Raw genomic sequence first — 20603 nt, 5'->3', positions numbered from 1 at the left:
TCGCCGCCTGCCGGCCCGGTATTTCAAGGAAAAAGGGCGCTGCCATCCGGCAACGCCCTTTCTTTTTCGCAAAGACCGGTCGGTCCGCTTAGTTGAAGAGTGCCTGACGCTCGGCTTCGGTCAGTTCTTCCAGCGGATCGGCGTCCTTTGACGTTTCTTCCGTCATTTCCCACTCGGCGTCGGCGTCGGCTTCCTCGGCTGCATCTTCGGCAGCGGTCTCGGGGGCTTCCTCGGCAACTTCATCCGTTGTGGCATCGACTTCCGTGTCGAACAGTTTTTCAATCGCCGCCTCGTCGAGCAGCGCATCCGCGTCGTCGCCGCCGGCCGCGTCGTCTTCAGGCGCTGCTTCTTCATCGGCATCGTCACCGGCGGGGGAAGCAAACATGTCATCGATCGCGTCGGCACCCATCGGTTCGTCGCCACCTGCCATGATGGCGTCGACGTCTGAATCGCTGGCATGGCTGTTGGCCGGTGCGGCAGCTTCGGTCTCGTTGATAGCCGCGTCCAGGACATCGTCACTGACCGACATCAGTTCATCGACGCTGTTCTGGGAAACGCCTTTTCCTTCGTGCTGCGGGCCGTTCAGGAGATGAGCATCCGGGCGGGAGTCGACCGGGCCGGCATCTGCTTCGGCTTCCATTTCCTCGATGCCCCAGATGCCGATCATCAGATTGATGCGGCTTTCCAGATACCTGAGAACCTGCACGACCTTGTTGGTGCGCTGTCCTGTCAGGTCCTGGAACGAACAGGCCATGAAGATTTCGGTCGCTTTCGCGTCAATTTCGTCGCAGGCCGCGTCGTCCCCACCATTCTCACGCAGGATCCAGGCTTTTTCCTGGATCTGTTCGGCGGCTTCCAGAATGGACTGGGTCGCCCCTTCGGTCTGGGTGATGATCGCGTCGAGTTCGTGAGATGCATCGACGAAGCGATTGCTTTCGTCGCCCTCGTCCTTGATGTTGGATATTTCCGACTTGGTACGCTCGATCGCCTCATGCATGTCGGCGATGTCGAGACGGATCTTGTCGAGATCGGGCACCTTGCGTTGCCGGGTGACCACTTTCTCGAGACGCTGTATTGCCGTCAGGATCTCGGTGGTTTCCGGCGTCTTGTGCCGATTCAGATACTCGGTCAGAAACCGCCGTCCACGATCGGACTCCAACAGAGTCTGTTCGAGGGTGTGGTATTCGGCTTCGCCGATCAGCTCCGGCTCTTCCGGTTTTGCTTCCGCTGTCATGTGGACGCTAATCTCAACTTGCCTTAGGGATCGGATGTTGTCCTGCTACGAACAACTTGTCCTTAAAGGTAAGGCTAAAATCGTTAACATCCCTTTAGGCGCAAACCTTGACATTAATCACATGATCCTCCCTTCACCCAAAGTCAGCACAAGGGTCTCAGGCCTTTTTGCGGCTCACTTTTTCGGGTTCGGTCTGTTCCTGCCGTTTCTGCCGGTGGTTCTCGAATTCCGGGGTTTAAGCGCGGAGGATATCGGTTTCATCCTGGGGGCGGGTACGATCACCCGAATCGCGGCAAGTCCGCTTCTGGCCAACATCGCCGACAGGACCGGACAAAGACGGCTGGCGATCCTGATCTACAGTCTCGCCGGCGCAGCATTCATCGGACTGTTCTCGGGGCCTGCTGAGATTATCCTGATCGGCACCGCCGTCATCGGATACATGGTGTTTCAATCCCCCGTCCTGCCGCTGAGCGATGCCTATGCGCTCGATGTCGCGCGCAATACGGGCACCGACTATGCCCGGATGCGGCTGTGGGGATCCGCCGGTTTCGTTGCGGCCACGCTGGCAGGGGGCGCGCTCGCCGCGCAGGCAACGAATTGGCTCATTCTGGTGTTCATCGCAATCTCCGCCCTGATGACCGGTCTGGTGGCCATGTCGATGCCCTCGCAAAAACGGGCTGACCGGACAGGCATGCCGGAAACGCCGGAACAGGCCGCACCTTTCGCAACCGTGTGGTTCTGGCCGGTGCTGGCGGTGTTCGGCCTGTTTCAGGCGAGCCATGCGGCGTTCTATGGCTTCGGAACGCTGTACTGGCAGGCCATGGGTGTGCCGGATTTCACCATCGGTGTCCTCTGGGCGATCGGGGTGGTGGCGGAAATCGGACTGTTCGCCATCGCCGGAAGACTGCCGATCCGGATGGACCCGCCCATGTTCCTTCTGGTCGCCGGCATTGCCGCCGTCATCCGCTGGGGTCTTTTTCCGTTCGCCGACACGTTCGTCTCGATGGCCGCGCTGCAACTGCTGCACGGGCTCACCTTCGGCGCAGCGCACCTTGGATCGCTTGCCATCCTGGCAAAGGTGGTTCCGAGCCGATGGTCCGGGACCGGGCAGGGGCTTCTGGCCACTTCCATCGGCATACAAATGGCAATCGGGCTCGGCGTATGCGGTGCGCTCTACGAAACCAGTCCCGACCTGCCTTTCTATCTGATGGCGGCCGTCGCCGCGGTCGGCGTTCTCATGGTGCTTGCGCTGACGCCGCTGATGCGCAGGCAGATGGCTGCCGACGGCTGATCTTGCCCGTTTGCTATCAGCCCCAGAGTTCCGGTTGCGGCGGGTAGAGGGTGCTGCCTTCGAACCTCAGGCCCGGCGATCTGTCGTGCGCCAGCAACAGCGGGCCGTCGAGATCGACGTAATCCGCCTGCTGGGCGATCAGCACCGCCGGAGCCATCGCCAGCGACGTGCCGAGCATGCAGCCGACCATGATCGCAAAGTCCTGCTCTCTGGCCGCCTTTAAGAGTTTCATCGCTTCCGTCAGCCCGCCTGCCTTGTCGAGCTTGATGTTGACCGCGTCATATTTGCCCCGCAAGCCGTCGATCCCCATGCCAGGATGAAGGCTTTCGTCCGCGCAGATCGTGATGGGACGCTTGATTTCCGCCAGAAGACCGTCGTTTTTCGACGGCAGCGGCTGCTCAATGAGGGCGACACCGGCGGCCACGCAGGCTGCCATGTTTTCCTCAAAACAGCTTGCGTCCCAGGCTTCATTGGCATCCACAATCAAGGTGCTTTCAGGTGCGGCCTGCCGGACCGCGGCGATGCGTTCGGCATCTCCCGGGCCCGCCAGCTTGATCTTCAGAAGCGGACGATGTGCCGCTGCCGCGGTTTTTTCCGCCATGAGTTCCGGCGAATTGACGCTGATGGTGAAGGCTGTCGTGACGGCTTTCATCGCTCCGAGGCCGGCAAGCTCCGCTGCCGGTTTTCCCGCCTTCTTGGCTTCCAGGTCCCACAGGGCGCAATCGACCGCGTTGCGCGCCGCTCCCGCCGGCATGGCGTCCTGGAGCATCGCCCGGGAAATGCCCTTTTTCAGAAGGGGCGTGATTTCCTCGATCAGGGCCTGAACGCTTTCAAGGGATTCGCCGTAGCGCGGGTAGGGGACACACTCGCCCCTGCCGGTGTGATCTCCGTCCGTCAGGGTAACGACGACGACTTGCGCATGGGTTCTGGTTTCGCGGGAAATCCTGAAACCCCCGGCGATTTCGAAGCTCTCGGCCTCAATGCTGACAGACAGGCTCATGGGGCACCGAACTCGGCGGAGACCTTGTCGACGATGACCTCCATGCCATAGCGGACAGGGTCGGTCGCCGGCAGTCCGTGTTGTTCACCGACCTTGGCGAGATAGGCGAGCGCTTCATCGTCGTCGAGAGCGGCTGTGTTGACCGCGATGCCGATGCAGCGGATGTCCGGATTGGTCAGCTGGCCTAATTGAACCGTCATGTCGATGACCTGCTGAATGGTCGGCAGCGGTGTTTCGACACCGCGCATTTTTGTGCGCGTCGGCTCATGGCAGACGATGAAACCGTCCGGCTGTGAGCCGTGCAACAGCCCGAGCGTCACTCCGGCGAACGAGGGATGGAACAGCGACCCCTGGCCTTCGATGATCTGCCAATGGCTTTCGTCTGTTTCCGGCGACAGCCATTCCGCGGCGCCGGAAATGAAATCCGCGATCACGGCATCGAGCGAGGCACCGCGCCCGGAGATGAAGACGCCGGTCTGGCCGGTGGCGCAGAAGGAGCTGGTGTAGCCGCGCTCGTTCATTGCCTTGTCCATCGCAAGGGCGGCGTATTTCTTGCCGACGGAACAATCGGTTCCGACCGCCAGAATGCGTTTTCCGGAGCGTTTGGTGCCCTTGCCGGTGGCAAAACTAATGGTGCTGTGGCGCACATCGTGCAGTTGGCGGCCGTTCTTGTCGGCAGCGTTCCTGATGGCCGGAATGTCGCCCAGACGTACATGCAGGCCCGAGGCGACGTCCATGCCCGCTTCCAGCGCCGTCACGACCGAATCGATCCAGTGTTCAGGCAGGCGTCCGCCGGCATTGACCGCGCCGATGACGAAGGTCTTCGCCCCGGCAGCAGCTCCGTCCGCAATCGACATGTCGGGGAGCCCGGTATCGGCAACGCATCCTTCCAGACGAACCTGGCCGATACACCAGTCTTTGCGCCAGTCGACGATGCCGGTCGCGGTTTTTGCCGCAAGGGAATCTGCAACATCACCAAGAAACAGAAGGTAGGGACGGGCTATTTCCATGGGTAAATCTTTCAATAAGTTGCCGGTGGTCAGGTTACGGCTCCAAGAACGACGGGAAAGTGGTATCGAAGATGGAGATGCACTGTTGAGTGCGGCCATCCCGAGGTGATTTCGATCTGAGCGGGCTGTGTCCCGAAAAAGGACAAACCGGTTCAAACCGCACTATTCCCGTTTTTGGGTCCGTGACCTGACCTGTTCCATCAGGTATACGGGGGGAGGTGAACCAGCGGCAAGAGGGCAGCCAGCCGGAATGGCATTCTTGGAAAAAAACATTGCGCCGGAGATGCAGATCGAGGCGAACGGCCCTGATCATCTGTGTCTTGCCCTCTCCGGGGACTGGACTGTCAGCACGATCGGTCAGGCGGAACAGGAAATCGCCAACCTGCAGCTCGGCAAGGACCGGCCGACCTCGATCGACGTTTCCAACATCGAGCATCTTGATACAAGCGGTGCCTGGCTGATCCATCGCACCCGCGGACGTCTGGAGTTCGAGGGACGCAAGGTCGAGCTGACGGGCGTCACGCCTGTGCGCCAGACATTGTTCGAGGAAATCGAGCAGCATCATCCGCCCAGGTGGAAACCGGACGTGCAACGCTTGTCCATCCTCGGCTTCCTTGAGGCAACCGGTCGGCAGATGGTCGATGTCGGCAAGGACGGCCTCGCGATGCTGCATATTCTCGGCTCGCTCGGACTGGTCCTGTCGACGGTGCTCCTGCAGCCCAAGCGTCTGCGCGGTATCTCCATTGCGGTGCAGTTCGACCGGAGCTGCGTCGGCGGGGTGCCTATCGTCGCCCTGATGAGCTTCCTGATCGGCGCGATCATTTCGCAGCAGGGCGGTTTCTATCTGCGCCAGTTTGGCGCCGACATATTCGTCGTTGATCTGGCGGGTATTCTGGTGTTGCGCGAGATCGGGGTCATTCTGACGGCGATCATGGTGGCTGGCCGCTCCGGGTCGGCCTTCACGGCGGAGCTCGGGGCCATGCGCATGCAGGAGGAGGTGGACGCCCTGCATGTGATCGGCCTCAGCGTCACCGAGGTTCTTGTGCTGCCGCGGATCCTGGCGCTGATGATCGCGCTGCCGATCCTGACTTTTATTGCCGATATTTCGGCCCTGTTGGGGTCCGGGCTTGTGACCTGGGCCTATCTGGACATTCCGCCGGCGGCCTTCCTCACGCAGTTGCAGGCGGCGATCACGGTGCAGACCCTGGCCGTTGGTCTGGTGAAGGCGCCGTTCATGGCGCTGATCGTGGGCTTGATTGCCTGCGTGGAAGGGTTGAAGGTCGAAGGCTCATCGGAATCACTTGGACGTCACACCACGATGTCCGTGGTGAAGGCCATTTTCCTTGTGATCGTCGTGGACGGCATGTTCGCCATATTCTTTGCCGCCATCGGAGTTTGACCGGATCCATGTCGCTGACCGAAGCCGAATATACCCAGACCGAGGTCGAACCGACCGGCGACGGCACCGACTATGTTCTGTCCGTACGCGGCGTTACCGTCGGATTCGGCAGCAAGATCATCCTTCAGAATCTGGATCTGGATGTGCGCCGGGGCGAAGTGCTTGGGTTCGTCGGTGGTTCGGGGACCGGTAAATCGGTCCTGATGCGGACAATTCTCGGCCTGAACCAGAAGCGGGCCGGCGCGATTTCGGTCTTCGGGCACGATCTGTCGACGGCAACCGACATCGAGCGCAAGACCATCGAGCGCCGCTGGGGTGTCCTGTTCCAGCAAGGGGCGCTGTTTTCCTCGCTCACCGTGAAGCAGAACATCCAGGTGCCGATGCGCGAGCACCTGAAGCTTTCGCCGCAGCTGATGGACGAACTGGCGACGCTGAAGCTGGAGCTTGTCGGCCTGTCGCAGGACGCTGCGGACAAGCTGCCGTCGGAACTTTCGGGCGGCATGATCAAGCGCGCCAGCCTGGCGCGCGCCCTTGCGCTGGATCCGGATTTGGTGTTTCTGGACGAGCCGACGTCTGGGCTCGATCCGATCAGCGCCGCGGCCTTTGATTCGCTCATTGCAAATCTCAGTTCAACCCTCGGGCTGACTGTTTACATGGTCACTCACGATCTCGATAGTCTTCACTCTATCTGCGATCGTATCGCTGTCCTTGGGAAAAAACGTGTTCTGGCAATCGGAACACTGGACGATATGATGAAAAATGATGATTCCTGGATTAAATCGTATTTCCGGGGTGAACGGGCGTTGCGCCGGGTATAGGTAGGACTGGATGGAAACTCGAGCGAACTACATTCTGATCGGCGCCTTTATGGTCGCCATCCTGATCAGTGCGTTCGGGTTCGTCTACTGGCTGGCCGTGACGGCGGAATCCCGCCAGAACGTACAGGTCAAGATCTACTTCCCGGGTCCCGTCACCGGCCTGCCCGTTGGCGGGCAGGTGCTGTTCAACGGGATCAAGGTCGGGGATGTCGGCTCGCTGGATTTTGCCCCGGACGATCCGACCAAGGTTGTCGCCACCGTGCGCATCAAGCCAACCACGCCCGTGCGCGAAGACACCAAGGCAACCTTGAACTTCACCGGACTGACAGGCGTCGCCTATGTCGATCTCAGCGGTGGTACCTCCGCGTCACCGCTGCTCCTGAGCGATTACGATGAAGACAAGGTGCCGGTCATCTACGCCGACAAATCCTTCTTCGACGATATCGTCGACGGTGCGCGCGACGTTCTCAAGCGCGCCGATTCCACCATGAAGACGGTGGATGACTTCCTGGAGGAAAACGGCCCGGTCGTCACCAGAACCATCAAGAACGTGGAAACCTTCTCCGCTGCACTGGCCGCGAATTCGGACGGCGTGAAGACGTTCATGGCGAGTATCGGCAAGGCATCGGACGCTTTTGCAAGCCTGTCGGGGCGTTTGGAGCCCCTCGTGGATCAGGGCGAGCGCCTGCTGGCCGCCGTTCCTTCGGACAAGGTCACCGCGATCGTCGACAATCTCACCACATTCTCCGACAGTCTCGGCAATGCCAGCAAGGATATCGATCTTCTTCTTTCCGACGCTCGCGGCGCGGCGCAGGAGATGCAGAAATTCAGCGAAGGCCTCAACGCGAGCCTCGGCAAGGTCGAGAATATCGTCAGCGAGATCAAGCCGGAGCAGGTCGCGCGTATCATGAAGGGGGCGTCCGCAGTTGGCGACGTTCTCGACAATCGTTCGGCTGATCTCGACAAGCTCGTCGTTGCGACAAGCGAAACGATGCAGAACGTCAACGGCATCGTCGAGGCCGTCAAACAGCGCAGCAGCGACATCACGGAAATTCTCGCCGGTGGGCGGGATGTCGTGGTCAAGGTCGACGCCATCATGACAAGGGGCGTGGAGATCGCCGCAGCCATCGATCCTCTCAATATCGAGGAAATCGTGAGCTCGGTCGGCAGCTTCACCGACGGTCTGAATTCCTCGCTTGCCCGTGTTGACGAGATCGTGGCCAATGTCGACCCGCTGAAGGTCGGCAACGCGGTCGATGGAGCCGCCAGCTTTATCGACAACATCAACGGCCAGCAGACCCAGATCAACGACATCATCGCCTCGACCAAGGCGACCGTGCAGAATTTCGAGGCGGTCTCGGCGACGGTTCGCGGTCAGGATGACCGGATCGCGGCGCTGATCACCGATGTCCAGGAAGCGGCGACACGGTTTGCCTCGACACTGCAGACCGCGGACGATCTGCTGAAGGCGGTGGATCCGGCCAAGGTGTCCAATATCGTCGGCTCCATCGAGACGGCGGCTGCGGATCTGACCAGCCCGCAGGACGGCATACCGGCTGTGCTGGCGAGTGCGAGGCAAGCCGCCGACAACGTGCAGCGCATGACGGACGATCTATCCAAGCGCACGCCGGACGTCGACCAGATCATCACCGATGCCAAGCAGATGGCGGCAACGCTGAATTCCACGTCGGTGCGTGTGGAAAGCCTGGTCGAAAAGGTTTCCACGATGGTGGACGGCGACGGCGAAGGGCTGATCAAGGAAGCGACGCTGGCGGCGCAGGCAATCAGGAAAGTGGCGGTGGCGTTTGAAAGCCGGGCGGATTCAATCGCCGGAGGCCTGTCGAAGTTCGCGACGCAGGGGTCCGCCGATTTCGCTTCCGCTCTGGGGCAGTTCAACCGGACGCTGGTGTCTATCCAGCGCGCCGCGGAGAGTTTTGAACGCAGTCCGAACCGGGTGATCTTCGGTGGGGAAGACGTTCCGACCTATACAGGCGGCCGGCGGCGGTGATGAAGAGTTTTAAGGGGCAGGGCGTTATGACGAAGGCAACTACGGACATGACCCGGCGGGGCGTGCTTGGCGTTCTCGGGCTGGGTGTGCTGGTCACCGGTTGCGCGAGTTCCACGCCCTCCGCCTATTACGGAATCGAGGCGGCCGATGTCGGCGGCCTGACCGGACGGTCCAGCCGTGTCCAGTTGCTGGTGGCCTCTCCGCGGGCTCTGAAAGCGCTCGACACCAGCTATATCGCCGTGGTCGACAAGGGTCCCGTCTACAGCTATTTCCCCGGCTCCGCATGGGCGGACACCCTGCCGAATGTCGTGCAGCTCAAACTCGTGGAAACCTTGCAGAACACCAACCGTCTGCGCGGCGTCGGGCTTCCCGGAGACGGGCTTCTGATCGATTATCAGCTGCAGAGCGAAATCCGTGCATTCGAGCTCAGGCTCGGCAGCGGCAACCGGGGGGTCGTCGAGATTTCCGCACGGATCGTCAACGACCGCAACGGCCGGACCGTCGCCACCAAGGTGTTCCGCGCGGCAACACCGGCAGGCGCGACCTCCGTCGACAAGGCCGTCGAAGCGATGAACCGCTCCGCCGACCGCGTCTTCGCGGAAATAGCCGCCTGGACGCTGCAGAACGTTTAAGCATGTCTGCTGTCTCTCATGCGGGGCGGCACCAAGGTCTTCAGGACGCGAGATAAATCAGCGGCATCATTCTCCCGTGAGGCCCTCCCGATCTGGCCTGGCTTGATCGACGTGGTTCCAAGGCACCATCTCCCCAGAGAATATTGCTCTCTGCAGGCTCCACACCACAGCTCTTTCCGGCCGCGGTTCTGTTCCAACAAAATTCCGCTCTCACCTTCACACCACTCCGGCAATGAAGCGGGCGCGTGATCTGACGCCTGCCCCGGATTGCTGACAAAGCCACAGCTGTGCCGCGGTCATCCCGGCCAAGTGAAGCGCGAGCCGGGATCGGTGAGCCACAAGCCCTGTTGCAGCTGACACTTTCCAATAGAAAACCCTCGGCTTACCGATCCCGGATCTTCGCTCCGCTGCGTCCGGGATGACCGCCGGGGGTGGTATTCAGCTTCTCGGTTCACTCAACAGAGTTGATGACCGTAGGGGGTTGTCAGCCAACAAAAAAGGCGGGCCGAAGCCCGCCTTTATGCGTTTGGATGATCGCCGCCGCTTAGTCGAGACGGCCGCTGGCGTGGGCGAGCATGGTGTAGACCTTGCCCGTATCCGACGTGAGATAGGTCTGGCCCAGCATGTTGTCGCGGTCGTTGCGCGAGACCTGGGCGAGAAGCTGCTCGAAGTCGGCCACGTAGCGTTCCACGGCTGTGCGGAACTCAGGGTCGCGGGAATACTTCTGACGGATCTCGTCGAAGGTCTGCTGGCCCTGCAGCGTGTAGAGGCGGCGGGTGAACACATGGCGCTCACCGCCACGGTAGCGGTTCCACAGGTCGATGAAGGTCTCGTGATCGATTGCCCGGGCGATATCGACGGACAGGGAGTTGAGGCTTTCAACAGTCTGCAGCGGTGTGCGACCCGGCTGGATGTCGGAGTCGGCATCCTCGTCACGCGACGCGCGGCGCAGTAGATCGGACACCCAGCCCTTGCCACCGGAACCGCCCGTTTCGGCCTGTGCCGGTTGCTGCCGGCGCGTGTCCATCGGACGGCTCTGTGCCGGGCGCTGTTCGCCGGACGGAGCTGCCTGCTGACGGGCAGGGGAGGCGGGGGCGTAATTGACCGGCGCCGGTGCGGGCGCGGCAGCGGCGGATGCCGTTGCGGCCTGCGGGCGGGAGAGGTCAAGTACATTGGACTGCTTGGCGACGATCTCCGACAATTCGGTCAGCGCGCGGATCTGCTCGTTGACCACCTTGCGCAGGGCCGCCGAGGATTCCTCGGCTTCGTCCGGCAGGTTGAGGACGCCCTGCTTGAGTTCGGAGCGGGTCGCCTCCAGTTCGCGGTGAACGTCGCGAGCGACATCGCGCATGCGCACCGCCGCATCGTTGAAGCGTTCGGATGCCTCGCTGACAGTGCGGGTCATTTCGGCAATGATGTCGTCCTGAGCGGCGCGTACCGCATCGCGCGCCTTCTGGCCTTCCATGCCGGCAGTCAGACGCATGGACTCGAACTGCTCGGCAACCTGTCTGGAGGCAGCTTCTGCAGCCGCGCCCAGCATGTTAGCCGCTTCGCGGGCCTTGTCGTCGGCTGTTTCCAGCGTGCTGGACAGGGTCTGCGTGAAGGACCGCATGAGCGTGTCGACCGACTCGGTTTTCGCCAGCAGCGTATCGGCCACTTCCTCGATCGCCGTGCGGCGTTCCGCGACGCGGTTTTCCACGGACCGGTTGGTCTCTTCCAGGTGACGAGCCGCCTTGGTGAGTTCCTCCGACTGATCGCCGAAGCGGTTGGTCAGGTTCATGATGTCCGCAAGGGTCGTCTCGGTCACATCGCGCAGGTTGGCAACCTGTTCGGTGATGACGGAGGTCGTCGAGTTGGTCTCGCCGACAGCCCTGTCGACCGCGGAGCGGAACTCGCCGGCGCGGCGGGCAAGGTTGCCTTCCACTTCGGTGAGGTTCTCTCCGGCCGAGGCGACGATATCCTGCAGATTGGTATTGGACGCCTCGATCTTGGAGAGAATTTCGGAGACATCCGCTTCCAGACGGCGCCGGGTCTCCGTGAGGAGGGACGTGGCGTGTTCGCTGCGCTCGTTGATGCTGGTGACGATCTTGTCACCGGCCTCGACCAGCGAGCGGGTGGCATCCAGACCCGTATGGGCGAAGGTATCCGTGACATCGCGGCCCTTGACCGTGATGGCTTCCAGAATGGCTGAATGCACCTCGGACAGGCGTCCGGTCAGATCGTTGGCGCGCAGTTCGATGGCCTTGACGAGTTCGTTGCCATCCGTGCCGACAATCTTGGCCAGTTCGCCGGAGCGGGCACCGAAGGCTTCGTTGAGGGCGTTTGCCTTTTCCAGAAGTTCGTTGGCGACCTCGTTGCCGCGGCCCACCAGAAGTTCCGCGGCTTCCGCCACGGCGCTGTTGACCCGGGCGCGGACGATGCCGGCTTCGCTCGACATCTGGCCGCGCATTTCTTCCAGCGTCTTGGCCAGCGTCAGGCGGGCCTGTTCGCTTTCGGCGGACAGGTTGCCGGAAATTTCGGCGATCAGGCCGGAAAGGTCGTTGCGGACCTTGTCGCTCTCGCCGGTAAGGGACCCGCTGAATTCAGCCAGTGTGCCTGCATAGAGCGTGCGTGCCTTTTCGCTTTCCGCCGACATGGCGCGGGCAGCGTCACCGACAGCCGCGAACACAAGGTCGCGGATCTTGATGCTTTCGCCGGACATGGAGCCGGTTGCCTGGTTCATCGCCGAAGTGACGGCCTCGGCCGCTTTCTGGCTTTCGCCCACCAGCACGCCGCGGGCTTCGCCCACCGTGCCGAGGACGATCTGGCGCATGCGGTCGCCTTCGCCGGCAAGCTTTTGCGTCGCTTCACTGAGCGCTCCATCGACGATCTCGACGGTCTTGTTGCGTTCATCGGAAAGAGACTGAACTGCAGCGCCGACAGCTTCCTGAACCACGTCGCGCAAACGCGTGCTTTCGGTGGACAGGGTCGAGCCGGCTTCGGCAATCACGGTCGTGAGGATGTCACGGGCGCGCTCGCTTTCACCGGTGAGGGTCCCGGAGATGCTTTCCAGGCGCTCGTTGAGCAGGGTTTCGAGCTGGCTCGCGCGGGTATCGAGGGTTTCTGCGACCTCGAACACCTTGGCGCCCAGGGAAACGTTGATCTCCGCGATCCGCTCGGAGAGGGATTCAGTGAGCTCGGCACTCTGCTTGCCCAGAACGCTGCCGGCTTCCGCCAGACGGTTGTCCAGGGCCGAGGTCATTTCCTCCTGGCCCTCGACAAATGCCTGGGCGATCTCCTTGGTACGGGAAATCAGGGTCTCGGAGATCTGACGTGCCCGTGCGTCGAGCGTTTCGTCGATCCGGTCGGTACCGCTGGTCATGGAGGCGGACAGCAGTTCGGCTTTCTCGGCCATGGACGATGCCGCACCGTCGACGCGGGTCGACAGGGACTGACCGATTTCCTCGGCGCGTTCCGCCAGAGTGTTGCCGGCGTCTTCGATGCGCTGACCGAGCTGCAGGGTGATGGCGTCGGAACGGTCTGCCAGGATATCGGTGATGTTGCGGGTCTTTTCCTCCAGCGCATCGCTGATACCGGAGGTGCGGTGGTCGATGGCGTCCGCAAGGATCTGTGTCCGGGCTTCCAGGGTCGCCTCGAAGGCGGCAGTGCGCTGGTCGAGTGTGAGGTCCAGCGTGTTGATGTGGCTGCCGAGGGACGTGTCCATCGTCGCGATGCGGTCGCCGAGCGAGGCATCCATCATGTCGATGCGGGCCGCGAAGGTGTTGTCGAGGCCCGACAGGCGGGTGTCGAGCGCTTCCGACAGAACTTCCGTCCTGGAATCGAAGGCTTCGATTAGCTGGCCGCCACGTTCGCCGACAAGCGTTTCCAGTTCGGCCAGACGCGAGGACAGGCCTTCCTGCAGGGCGAGGCCGCGCACATCCAGCGTCTCGGCAATCTTGCCGCTGATTTCGTTGATGTTGCTGGTCACGCGGTCACCGCGGCTGCCGATCAGTTCGGCAAGCTGGGTGCCGGTTTCGGCAAGTTTGTCGGTGAGGGCGGATGTCTGCTCGCCGAGGCCGGTCGAGAACTTGTAGGACACGCCTTCGAGTGTCTGGCGGAAGCCGTCCGTCTGCTGCTCCAGGACCGTCGCCATCTCGTTGCTGCGGGCTGCCAGACGTTCGTCCAGCTCGCTGCCGTTGATGGAGATCGCCGTGTAGATGCGTTCGGAGATCGTATCGAGTTTCTCGGCCAGTTCGCCACCGCGCACGGTGATGGTTTCGGTGAGAGAACCCGCGGTTTCGTCCAGTTTGGAGGCGATTTCGCCGCCGCGCAGGGAAAGGTCGACAACAATACTTTCGCCTGTGCCGCGCAGGATCTCGGACACTTCGGTGGACCGGCTCGACAGGGTGTCGACGATTTCGGCTCCACGGATGGATATGGTGTCTGTGACGGTCTGACCGCGTTCGGAGATGCTCTCCACGACCCGGTTGCCTGTTTCGGCAAGGGACTCGTCGAGAGAGGTGACGCGGGTGTCGACCGTTGCAACCAGCTCTTCGGTCCGGGCGGTGATCGTGTCGATCAGGCGGCCGGATGTCAGCGACAGGTTGGCGTTAATTTCCTCACCGCGCTGGGTGATGATCTCGCTCACGGACGCCCCGGTGTTTTCCATCGAATGACGGAACTCGTCGGCCTTGGTGCTCAGCGTCTCGATGACGGAGGTGCTGGAGGAGGTGAGGGTTTCGTTTATGTCACTGCCGCGAGCGGTCAGGGTCTCGACGAACTGGTTCGCGGTTTCCGCGAAGCGCTCGTTCACCTCGTTGCCGCGGATCGACAGCGTCTCCCACATGGTGGAGCCGGTTTCGGCCAGATTGTCGACCAGATCGTTGCCGGTGGTGGACAGGCGGGAGACATAGTCCTCCGCACGCACCGTCAGGGAGTCGACCAGTTCGCTGCCGGAGGCATGCAGGGTCGCGCCAAGCGTCTCGATGCGCGAGTCCACGCTGGAGGTCAGTTCCTCCACGCGGCTGTTGACCGCATCGATCATCCGCTGGGTCGCCGTTTCCACGGTACTGCCCAACTCGCCGGAGGTGTTGGACATCTGCGCAGCGAAGCTTTCGTGGGCGCCGGCGATGGTCTCGCGCACCCGTTCGGCGTTCATGACGATGGATTCACGCTGGCTGACCAGTTCCTCGATCAGGCCGCGGATCTTGAGTTCGTTGTCGTTATAGGACCGTTCGAGGGAAGACACCTCGTTATGGACCAGGACTTCCAGCTCGCTGGCGCGGGCAATCGCGCGCTCGATGCCGTCACCCATGGCCGCGACTTCACGGCGGATGGCCTGTCCGACACTGAGGATGGATTCCTTGGCCATGTCTTCCGGTTCGGCCAGCCGCAGGGCGACTTCCGTCATGCCGCGGGCGACGATGCGCATTTCCTGCGCGCGCCAGATCATCATGGCCATGACGAAGAAGAAGACGATCGGCACGACGATCCCGGCACCGGCCAGGATCATTTCAGGCGAGCCGAGCAGGGCCTGAAGGTCGTTGATGGTGGCAACCTTGTCGGCGAAGGCGGTCAGGAAAAGACTGCTGCCGAGGGCGGCCCAGATGGCGCTGAGCGCAAGGGCGCCCCAGAAAGGCGTGGAGGAAGGCCGGCGCTGCAGGGCATAGATCAGAGTGCCGATGTTTCGGCGGTCGTCATTGGCCGCAGGCGGGCGTCCGCCGCGTCCCCGGCGCCTTGCCTGGCGCTGTTCGTCACGTGGAGAGGACCCCGACTTGGCCGTCTGGGATCTGCGTGCCGTGTCCGCTTCCACAGCCACGCTCGCCTCCGCAGCCGGTTGCGCTGCTGCCGCCTCAGGGCCGCCGAAGTCAAGCTTCAGGGCTTCTTCAACCGCAGAAAGTGCCGCTTCCGCCGGATCTTTCGCCTTTGTCGGATTTGCCATATAGGGTCGCCTCACGTCCGTACTCATTACACGCCGGTAATATCAGCCAGCTGCTACTTGCAGCACTCCACAGTGACTACCGGATGCGCCAATTTTACGGCCACAGTTCGACAGAACTGAACCGTGGATATTCTCCAAGAGGAGGGCCGCCGCCGACCGACCGTGAACATTCTGTCCGACGGTACACTCCCCACCTTGCCGCATCAGTAACTGTAATGGCACAATCTCTCCTAACGAACAAGAAACGGCAATAGCGTGAGTCACTTAAGGGGCTGTTTGAATGCCAGAATCGAAGCCAGAAGACGTCGTGGAAGAGCATCGCAACACCGCTTCAGGCACCGCGCTCAAAGCGGGAAACCTGACCGCTGCGCAAAAGCGGTGGTTGCTGAAGGGGCTCGATCAGGCGGGTGGCAAGCTGCCGTTGTTCGATGACAACGGACGGGAAATTCCGGCGCGTACAATCCGGGCCTGTATCGAGGCAGGCTGGGCAGAGCCTTGGTTTTCCAACCCAATCAAGCCCGATTGGCTGGTCTGCAAGCTGACGCCTGCAGCAGTTGAAGTTCTCTCCGCAAGTCAAAAACGTGAAAAAAGTTAACGCCGAATCATTTCATTAAAATTTTATCGATTCAATAAATCGGCTAATTTGCAAGGATTTTTTTAATTGTATTTTGAAACCCGTGTTAACCCGCGTTAACCAAAAAAACAATTTTTTGGGGACACAGGGCCGAAGGACCCGTCCGGCGGGTCCGTTTAACCGGGTGTTTGGGGGTTTGGGGGCACAGTCTGACACGTCATAGCTTGCGGCAGGGTGCCGACAGGCATGAGCTGAGCAGTTTGGAGCACCTACATGGCCCCTTCATCCATGGCCCGTGTCGCCGGCCGGGCCGGGCCCGAAGCACCGATAGATCTGGTGCGACTGGCCACCAACACCCTGGGAAACCGGGATCTTGAAGTGCAGGTTCTTCATCTTTTCAAATCGCAATCCTCCACCACGCTTGAACGGCTGGCAGGCGAAACCGACGCATCGGTGCGGCTGGACCTCGTTCACACGCTGAAAGGCTCCGCACTGGCCATCGGGGCGGAACGGGTCGCGGTGGTTTGCGAGAGCCTTGAAAGCAAGATGAGATCCGTGCCCAATCCCGCGACGGAGAGCCTGATCGCCGCCGTCGACGAGACCAATCGCTATATCCGGGATCTCCTGGAAGGTTAGATCGACTGGACGGGTGAACAGGGTGACCCGGCGCTTCTGCGCATGAGGCGATTTATCCGGGGCAGATTGACGCTTGGAAACGGCACGGTCCTTGACCTTTTTCGCGGAAGCTTTATGTCGGGACGACCGGAGCGCAATGCTCCCGGTGTGAAACGTTTGAGGACCGGCGTCAGAAGCGCTGAAAACGTTCATGACGGGCACGGCGCTGCATTGACCACAATTGAAGGCCTGGACGCGACGCATGCCGAAGATCACATTCATAAACGCCGATGGAACCCGGACCGATGTGGACGCCACCGAAGGCTCCACCGTGATGGAAAACGCCATCAAGAACATGGTTCAGGGCATTGAAGCGGAATGCGGCGGGGCCTGCGCCTGCGCCACCTGCCATGTCTATGTGGACGAAGCCTGGCAGGGCAAGACCGGCACGGCGGAGCCGATGGAAGAGGACATGCTCGATTTCGCCTATGACGTGAAGCCGACCTCGCGTCTTTCCTGCCAGATCAAGGTCACCAGCGAGCTCGACGGCCTGGTGGTCCATGTGCCTGAGCGGCAGGCCTGAACAAGCCGCCCTGTTTCAACACTGACATCTGATCGCCCGAAAGGATCCCCCTCGCACGGGGGAGCCTTTCGTGATTTTGAAGCTGCGTGTGGGTCCGCCTTACTCGGCCGGCTGGGCGATGGGTTTGCGGTACCAGAAGTCGACTTCCTGACCTTCTTCCGGCGCGCTGGGGATCAGTGTCGCCAGCCCCAGGCTGACGAGAGCCATGACAGCGCCCGACAGGAAGACCGCCGTCGGCGAGACCAGCCAGACCAGACCGAAAACCACGGGAATGAACACCGCTGCGATGTGGTTGATCGTGAAAGCGACACCGGCTGTCGGGGCGATGTCGGCCGGATCTGCGATCTTCTGGAAATAGGTCTTGATGGCGATCGCGATGGCGAAGAAGGCATGGTCGATCACATAGAGGCTGGCCGCCAGCGTCGCGCTGGTGACGAAGGCATAGCTGACGAAGACCAGGAACAGGCCGACATATTCCAGGACCAGCGCCTTGCGCTCGCCGAAGCGGACGATCAGCCTGCCGATCTTCGGGGCCAGCAGCATGTTGAAGAAGCCGTTGAGCAGGAACAGCCCTGCCACCTCGTGAACGTCATAGCCGAACCGCTCGACCATCAGGAAGCCAGCGAAGACCGTGAAGATCTGGCGGCGGGCGCCGGCCATGAAGGTGAGGGCGTAATAGAGCCAGTAGCGCCTTTTCAGGATCAGCTTCTTGTGCTGCGGAACGCCTTCCTTGAAATGCGGATAGGCCATCATCAGAAAGGCCAGCACCACAAGGGTCAGGCCGCCGGCGATGGCGAAGACCGTGGTGAACGACAGGTCGAACATCTTCCAGGCCACGAAAATGACGCCATAGGCGATCAGCTGGGCGAAAGCGCCGACGGAGATGATCTTGCCCATGCTGGCGGCCGCCGTAGCCTTCGGCAGCCATTGCAGCGACAGCGACTGGGCCATGGTCTCGTAATAATGAAACCCGATCGACATGATCAGCGTGGTGGCATAAAAGCCGATCGCGGTCGGAAAATACCCGGTGAGGGCAACGCCGACGCCAAGCATCAGCAGGGACAGATAGGCAAGCGTCTGCTCGCGCATCAGCAGCAGCAGGTAGATTGCCAGAAAGCTCAGGAACCCCGGAATTTCGCGGATCGACTGCTGTATACCGATCTCGCGGCCGGTGAAATCAAGCTCCTGCACCGCAAAATTGTTCATCAGGTTCCACCAGGCGGCAAAAGACAATTGCATGGCGCCTGCCATGATCATCAAAAGCACTGCCGGGGAGCGCCAGCCGGTGGTTCCATCCGCGCTGACGGATCGGGTGAAATAAGTCATTCCATAGCCGTAAACATAATGAGTTGATCTGAGGCCAAGCTTCTAAACCCATTTGCGTTTTGCGTGTTAGCGCTGTTTTGTCACGATATGTTTCCCACTCGCCAAAAATCAGACTGAACCTCGTCCCGAACTCGCTTCCCGATGCCGCGGCCGGCTGCGAGAACGGCGAAGTGTAAAGCAAGCTTTACAATTGCGCGGCAATGTGAGATGTAAAGCTTGCTTTACAAATTGACGCCAAGGGAGGCGGATATGAACCGCTTTGACAGGCTGACTTACCGGTATCTGGCGGAGACCTTCACCGGAACCGCGCTTTATGTCCTGGCGAGTTACCTTGCCCGGCAATATCTGGAAACACACACCGCTCCGATGGTGGTGGTTGCCGTTTCGTTTGCAGCGACATTGCCGATGGGGCTTGCCCTTTGGGCACAGGTGCGGTTCTACCGCAAGGTGGATGAGCGCGAGCGGCATATTCTGGCCGTTGCCGGAGCGCTGACATTGCTCGCGGGCGTGTTCCTTGCGCTTTTCCTGGACAAGCTTGGAAATGCCTGGCCGGTTGATTTCAGTCTTTACGCGACCTTCCTGATGATCGCCTGGTCGGTCGCGACCGTGCTTGTGCGTCTCAGGACCTGATGCGCAATCACCTCAAGGATCTGAGATGCGCAAAAGGCTGGTCCCAGGCGGCCCTGGCAGAGAAGCTGGACGTCACGCGGCAGACCGTCATCGCGCTCGAGCGTGGCAGATACGATCCGAGCCTGCCGCTGGCTTTCCGGATCTCGCGGGTGTTCGGATTGCCGATCGAGCGGATATTCGATCCGGAAGATGGATAGGTCTGTACCCACGCCTGCCGAAACCGGGTAAAACAGATGTCGGTTTCAACGGGCGGGAAGGCTCGCGAAGACAATGAGCATTCATCCGGAGCTGGCGGAGTTTCCCAGGCACGCGGTCGCCGCGCCGCTTATCGGCTATGCGCGGACGGAGCTTCAGGGACAGAACAACGGCTGGCATGCCCATGACGCCGCCCAGCTTTTCCATGTGGTGAACGGGTCGATCGCGATCGACACAGACATGGGCACCTATTTCGTGCCGCCGGAGCGTGCGGTGTGGCTGCCGCCCCGGGTCAGCCATCAGACACGCTACCTGACGGACACCGAACTGCGCTACATCTACGTCCAGTTCGAGCATGCCCGGAACCTTCCGCAGTCGCCGCAGGTCATGCAGGTCACCACGCTCCTGCGCGCTCTGATCCTGGAGTTCATGTCCTATGCGCGGGCGGAAACGGAAGAGGGGCCGGCTGCGCGCATCGCCGCCGTCATTCTGGACCAGCTCAAGATGCTGCCCGCGGCGGGGCTACAGCTTCCCATGCCGCAGGACGCGCGGCTCAGGCAGTTGTGTGACGACGTGGTGCGCTGTCCGGCCGATGTGCCTTCGCTGACCGAGGCTGCGGAGCGCTGCGCCACCTCCGTCAGGTCTTTCGAACGGCGGATCAAGGCGGAAACCGGGCTGAGCTACCGGACCTGGTGCCGGCAGGTGAAGCTGTTCCGGGCGCTGGAACTGCTTGCCTGCGGGCGCAGCGTCTCCGATGTTTCCCACAAGCTGGGCTATGAAGGCCCGAGCGCTTTCGTGGCGACGTTCAAGAAGTCTTTCGGGGTGACGCCGGGACGGTACTTTGGCGGGAGCAATCCGGATTGATCTGGCTCATGGCGGTGGTCCCCGCCCACGGCGATGGTTGGATGAAACAACACGCCGGAGACAAGAGCCATGTTCAAGAAAATCCTCATTCCCCTGGATCCCGCCGAACCGGGCTTCGCGGATGATGCCCTTGCCAAAGCCTCACAGCTCGCCAGGGACTATGGCGCGAAGATCCATCTTCTGGCGGTGTGTCCGGAAGTGCAGAGCTTCGTGGCCAGCCAGTTGCCGGAGGGCTGGCAAAAGCGGGAAATCGAGGCGACGACGCTCATACTCGAGGAGCTTGCTGCGAAGCTGGACGTTCCTGCGGGGGCGGTCGACAGTCAGGTTCGCATGGGGACCGTCTATCACGAGGTGATCGAAGAAGCCGAAATGTCCGGCTGCGACCTCATTCTCATGACCTCGCACAAGCCGGGACTTTCCACCTATTTCATCGGCTCCAACGCGGCGCATATCGTGCGTCACGCACCTTGCTCGGTGATGGTCCTGCGCGGCGACTGACGTGTC

The 20603-nt window shown here is 61.3% G+C and carries 17 protein-coding genes; 12 read left to right on the top strand and 5 right to left on the bottom strand.

Going from position 1 to position 20603, the window contains the following annotated elements; all coding sequences use genetic code 11:
* Window positions 1-88 precede the first annotated feature (88 nt).
* A complete protein-coding gene (locus Q1B40_RS17510; RefSeq protein WP_299817149.1) occupies window positions 89-1234 on the bottom strand; it encodes a protein phosphatase CheZ in 1146 nt (381 codons plus the stop codon).
* 121 nt (window positions 1235-1355) lie between these two features.
* Here Q1B40_RS17510 and Q1B40_RS17505 point away from each other — a divergent pair, with 121 nt between their 5' ends.
* The gene (locus Q1B40_RS17505) at window positions 1356-2525 is read left to right on the top strand and encodes an MFS transporter (protein WP_299817147.1); all 1170 of its coding nucleotides are present in this window, start codon (window positions 1356-1358) and stop codon (window positions 2523-2525) included.
* Between the two features lie 16 nt (window positions 2526-2541).
* Here the strand turns inward: Q1B40_RS17505 and dgcA are convergent, their stop codons facing one another.
* Complete coding sequence (gene dgcA, locus Q1B40_RS17500) at window positions 2542-3525, bottom strand: N-acetyl-D-Glu racemase DgcA (protein ID WP_299817145.1); 984 nt, start codon at window positions 3523-3525, stop codon at window positions 2542-2544.
* A complete protein-coding gene (gene dgcN, locus Q1B40_RS17495; protein WP_299817143.1) occupies window positions 3522-4535 on the bottom strand; it encodes an N-acetyltransferase DgcN in 1014 nt (337 codons plus the stop codon). The genes dgcA and dgcN overlap by 4 nt, the downstream gene beginning before the upstream one ends.
* Window positions 4536-4785: 250 nt before the next feature.
* On the opposite strand from dgcN, the gene Q1B40_RS17490 reads away from it, so the two are divergent.
* Genes Q1B40_RS17490 through Q1B40_RS17475 form a run of 4 tightly spaced genes read left to right on the top strand, consistent with a single transcriptional unit; the run spans window position 4786 to window position 9392 of the window.
* The gene (locus Q1B40_RS17490) at window positions 4786-5934 is read left to right on the top strand and encodes an ABC transporter permease (protein WP_299817141.1); all 1149 of its coding nucleotides are present in this window, start codon (window positions 4786-4788) and stop codon (window positions 5932-5934) included.
* 8 nt (window positions 5935-5942) lie between these two features.
* On the top strand, window positions 5943-6752 hold the full coding sequence (locus tag Q1B40_RS17485; RefSeq protein WP_299817139.1) for an ABC transporter ATP-binding protein: 810 nt from the start codon (window positions 5943-5945) through the stop codon (window positions 6750-6752).
* 10 nt (window positions 6753-6762) lie between these two features.
* Complete coding sequence (locus Q1B40_RS17480; protein WP_299817137.1) at window positions 6763-8760, top strand: MlaD family protein; 1998 nt, start codon at window positions 6763-6765, stop codon at window positions 8758-8760.
* A 26-nt stretch (window positions 8761-8786) separates the two neighbouring features.
* Window positions 8787-9392: an ABC-type transport auxiliary lipoprotein family protein gene (locus Q1B40_RS17475; RefSeq protein ID WP_299817135.1), complete on the top strand. Its 606-nt coding sequence runs from the start codon at window positions 8787-8789 to the stop codon at window positions 9390-9392.
* Between the two features lie 544 nt (window positions 9393-9936).
* Here the strand turns inward: Q1B40_RS17475 and Q1B40_RS17470 are convergent.
* Window positions 9937-15312 carry an antitoxin gene (locus tag Q1B40_RS17470; protein WP_299817133.1) on the bottom strand — a complete coding sequence of 1792 codons (5376 nt, stop codon included), beginning with the start codon at window positions 15310-15312 and terminating at the stop codon, window positions 9937-9939.
* A gap of 280 nt (window positions 15313-15592) precedes the next feature.
* Here Q1B40_RS17470 and Q1B40_RS17465 point away from each other — a divergent pair, with 280 nt between their 5' ends.
* The 3 genes from Q1B40_RS17465 to Q1B40_RS17455 all read left to right on the top strand — a co-directional run bounded on the left by Q1B40_RS17465 (window position 15593) and on the right by Q1B40_RS17455 (window position 17084).
* On the top strand, window positions 15593-15907 hold the full coding sequence (locus Q1B40_RS17465) for a hypothetical protein (protein ID WP_299817131.1): 315 nt from the start codon (window positions 15593-15595) through the stop codon (window positions 15905-15907).
* A 252-nt stretch (window positions 15908-16159) separates the two neighbouring features.
* Window positions 16160-16522, top strand: a complete 363-nt coding sequence (locus Q1B40_RS17460) for an Hpt domain-containing protein (RefSeq protein ID WP_299817129.1) — start codon at window positions 16160-16162, stop codon at window positions 16520-16522.
* 241 nt (window positions 16523-16763) lie between these two features.
* Window positions 16764-17084, top strand: coding sequence for a 2Fe-2S iron-sulfur cluster-binding protein (locus Q1B40_RS17455; RefSeq protein ID WP_299817127.1), 321 nt, complete (start codon window positions 16764-16766; stop codon window positions 17082-17084).
* 99 nt (window positions 17085-17183) lie between these two features.
* Here Q1B40_RS17455 and Q1B40_RS17450 read toward each other — a convergent pair whose 3' ends face one another.
* The gene (locus tag Q1B40_RS17450) at window positions 17184-18410 is read right to left on the bottom strand and encodes an MFS transporter (RefSeq protein WP_299817126.1); all 1227 of its coding nucleotides are present in this window, start codon (window positions 18408-18410) and stop codon (window positions 17184-17186) included.
* A gap of 249 nt (window positions 18411-18659) precedes the next feature.
* Between Q1B40_RS17450 and Q1B40_RS17445 the strand changes: the two genes are divergently transcribed.
* The 4 genes from Q1B40_RS17445 (at window position 18660) to Q1B40_RS17430 (ending at window position 20597) form a co-directional block, all read left to right on the top strand.
* A complete protein-coding gene (locus Q1B40_RS17445; RefSeq protein ID WP_299817123.1) occupies window positions 18660-19040 on the top strand; it encodes a hypothetical protein in 381 nt (126 codons plus the stop codon).
* A complete protein-coding gene (locus tag Q1B40_RS17440; RefSeq protein WP_299817121.1) occupies window positions 19040-19237 on the top strand; it encodes a helix-turn-helix transcriptional regulator in 198 nt (65 codons plus the stop codon). The genes Q1B40_RS17445 and Q1B40_RS17440 overlap by 1 nt, the downstream gene beginning before the upstream one ends.
* Window positions 19238-19310: 73 nt before the next feature.
* Window positions 19311-20099 (top strand): helix-turn-helix domain-containing protein, encoded by a 789-nt coding sequence (locus tag Q1B40_RS17435; protein WP_299817119.1) that lies wholly within the window; start codon window positions 19311-19313, stop codon window positions 20097-20099.
* Between the two features lie 69 nt (window positions 20100-20168).
* Window positions 20169-20597: a universal stress protein gene (locus tag Q1B40_RS17430; protein ID WP_299817117.1), complete on the top strand. Its 429-nt coding sequence runs from the start codon at window positions 20169-20171 to the stop codon at window positions 20595-20597.
* Window positions 20598-20603 lie beyond the last annotated feature (6 nt).

It is taken from the genome of uncultured Roseibium sp. (assembly GCF_947496995.1).
Taxonomy (GTDB): Bacteria; Pseudomonadota; Alphaproteobacteria; order Rhizobiales; family Stappiaceae; genus Roseibium.
This window is presented reverse-complemented; position numbering and strand designations above follow the sequence as displayed.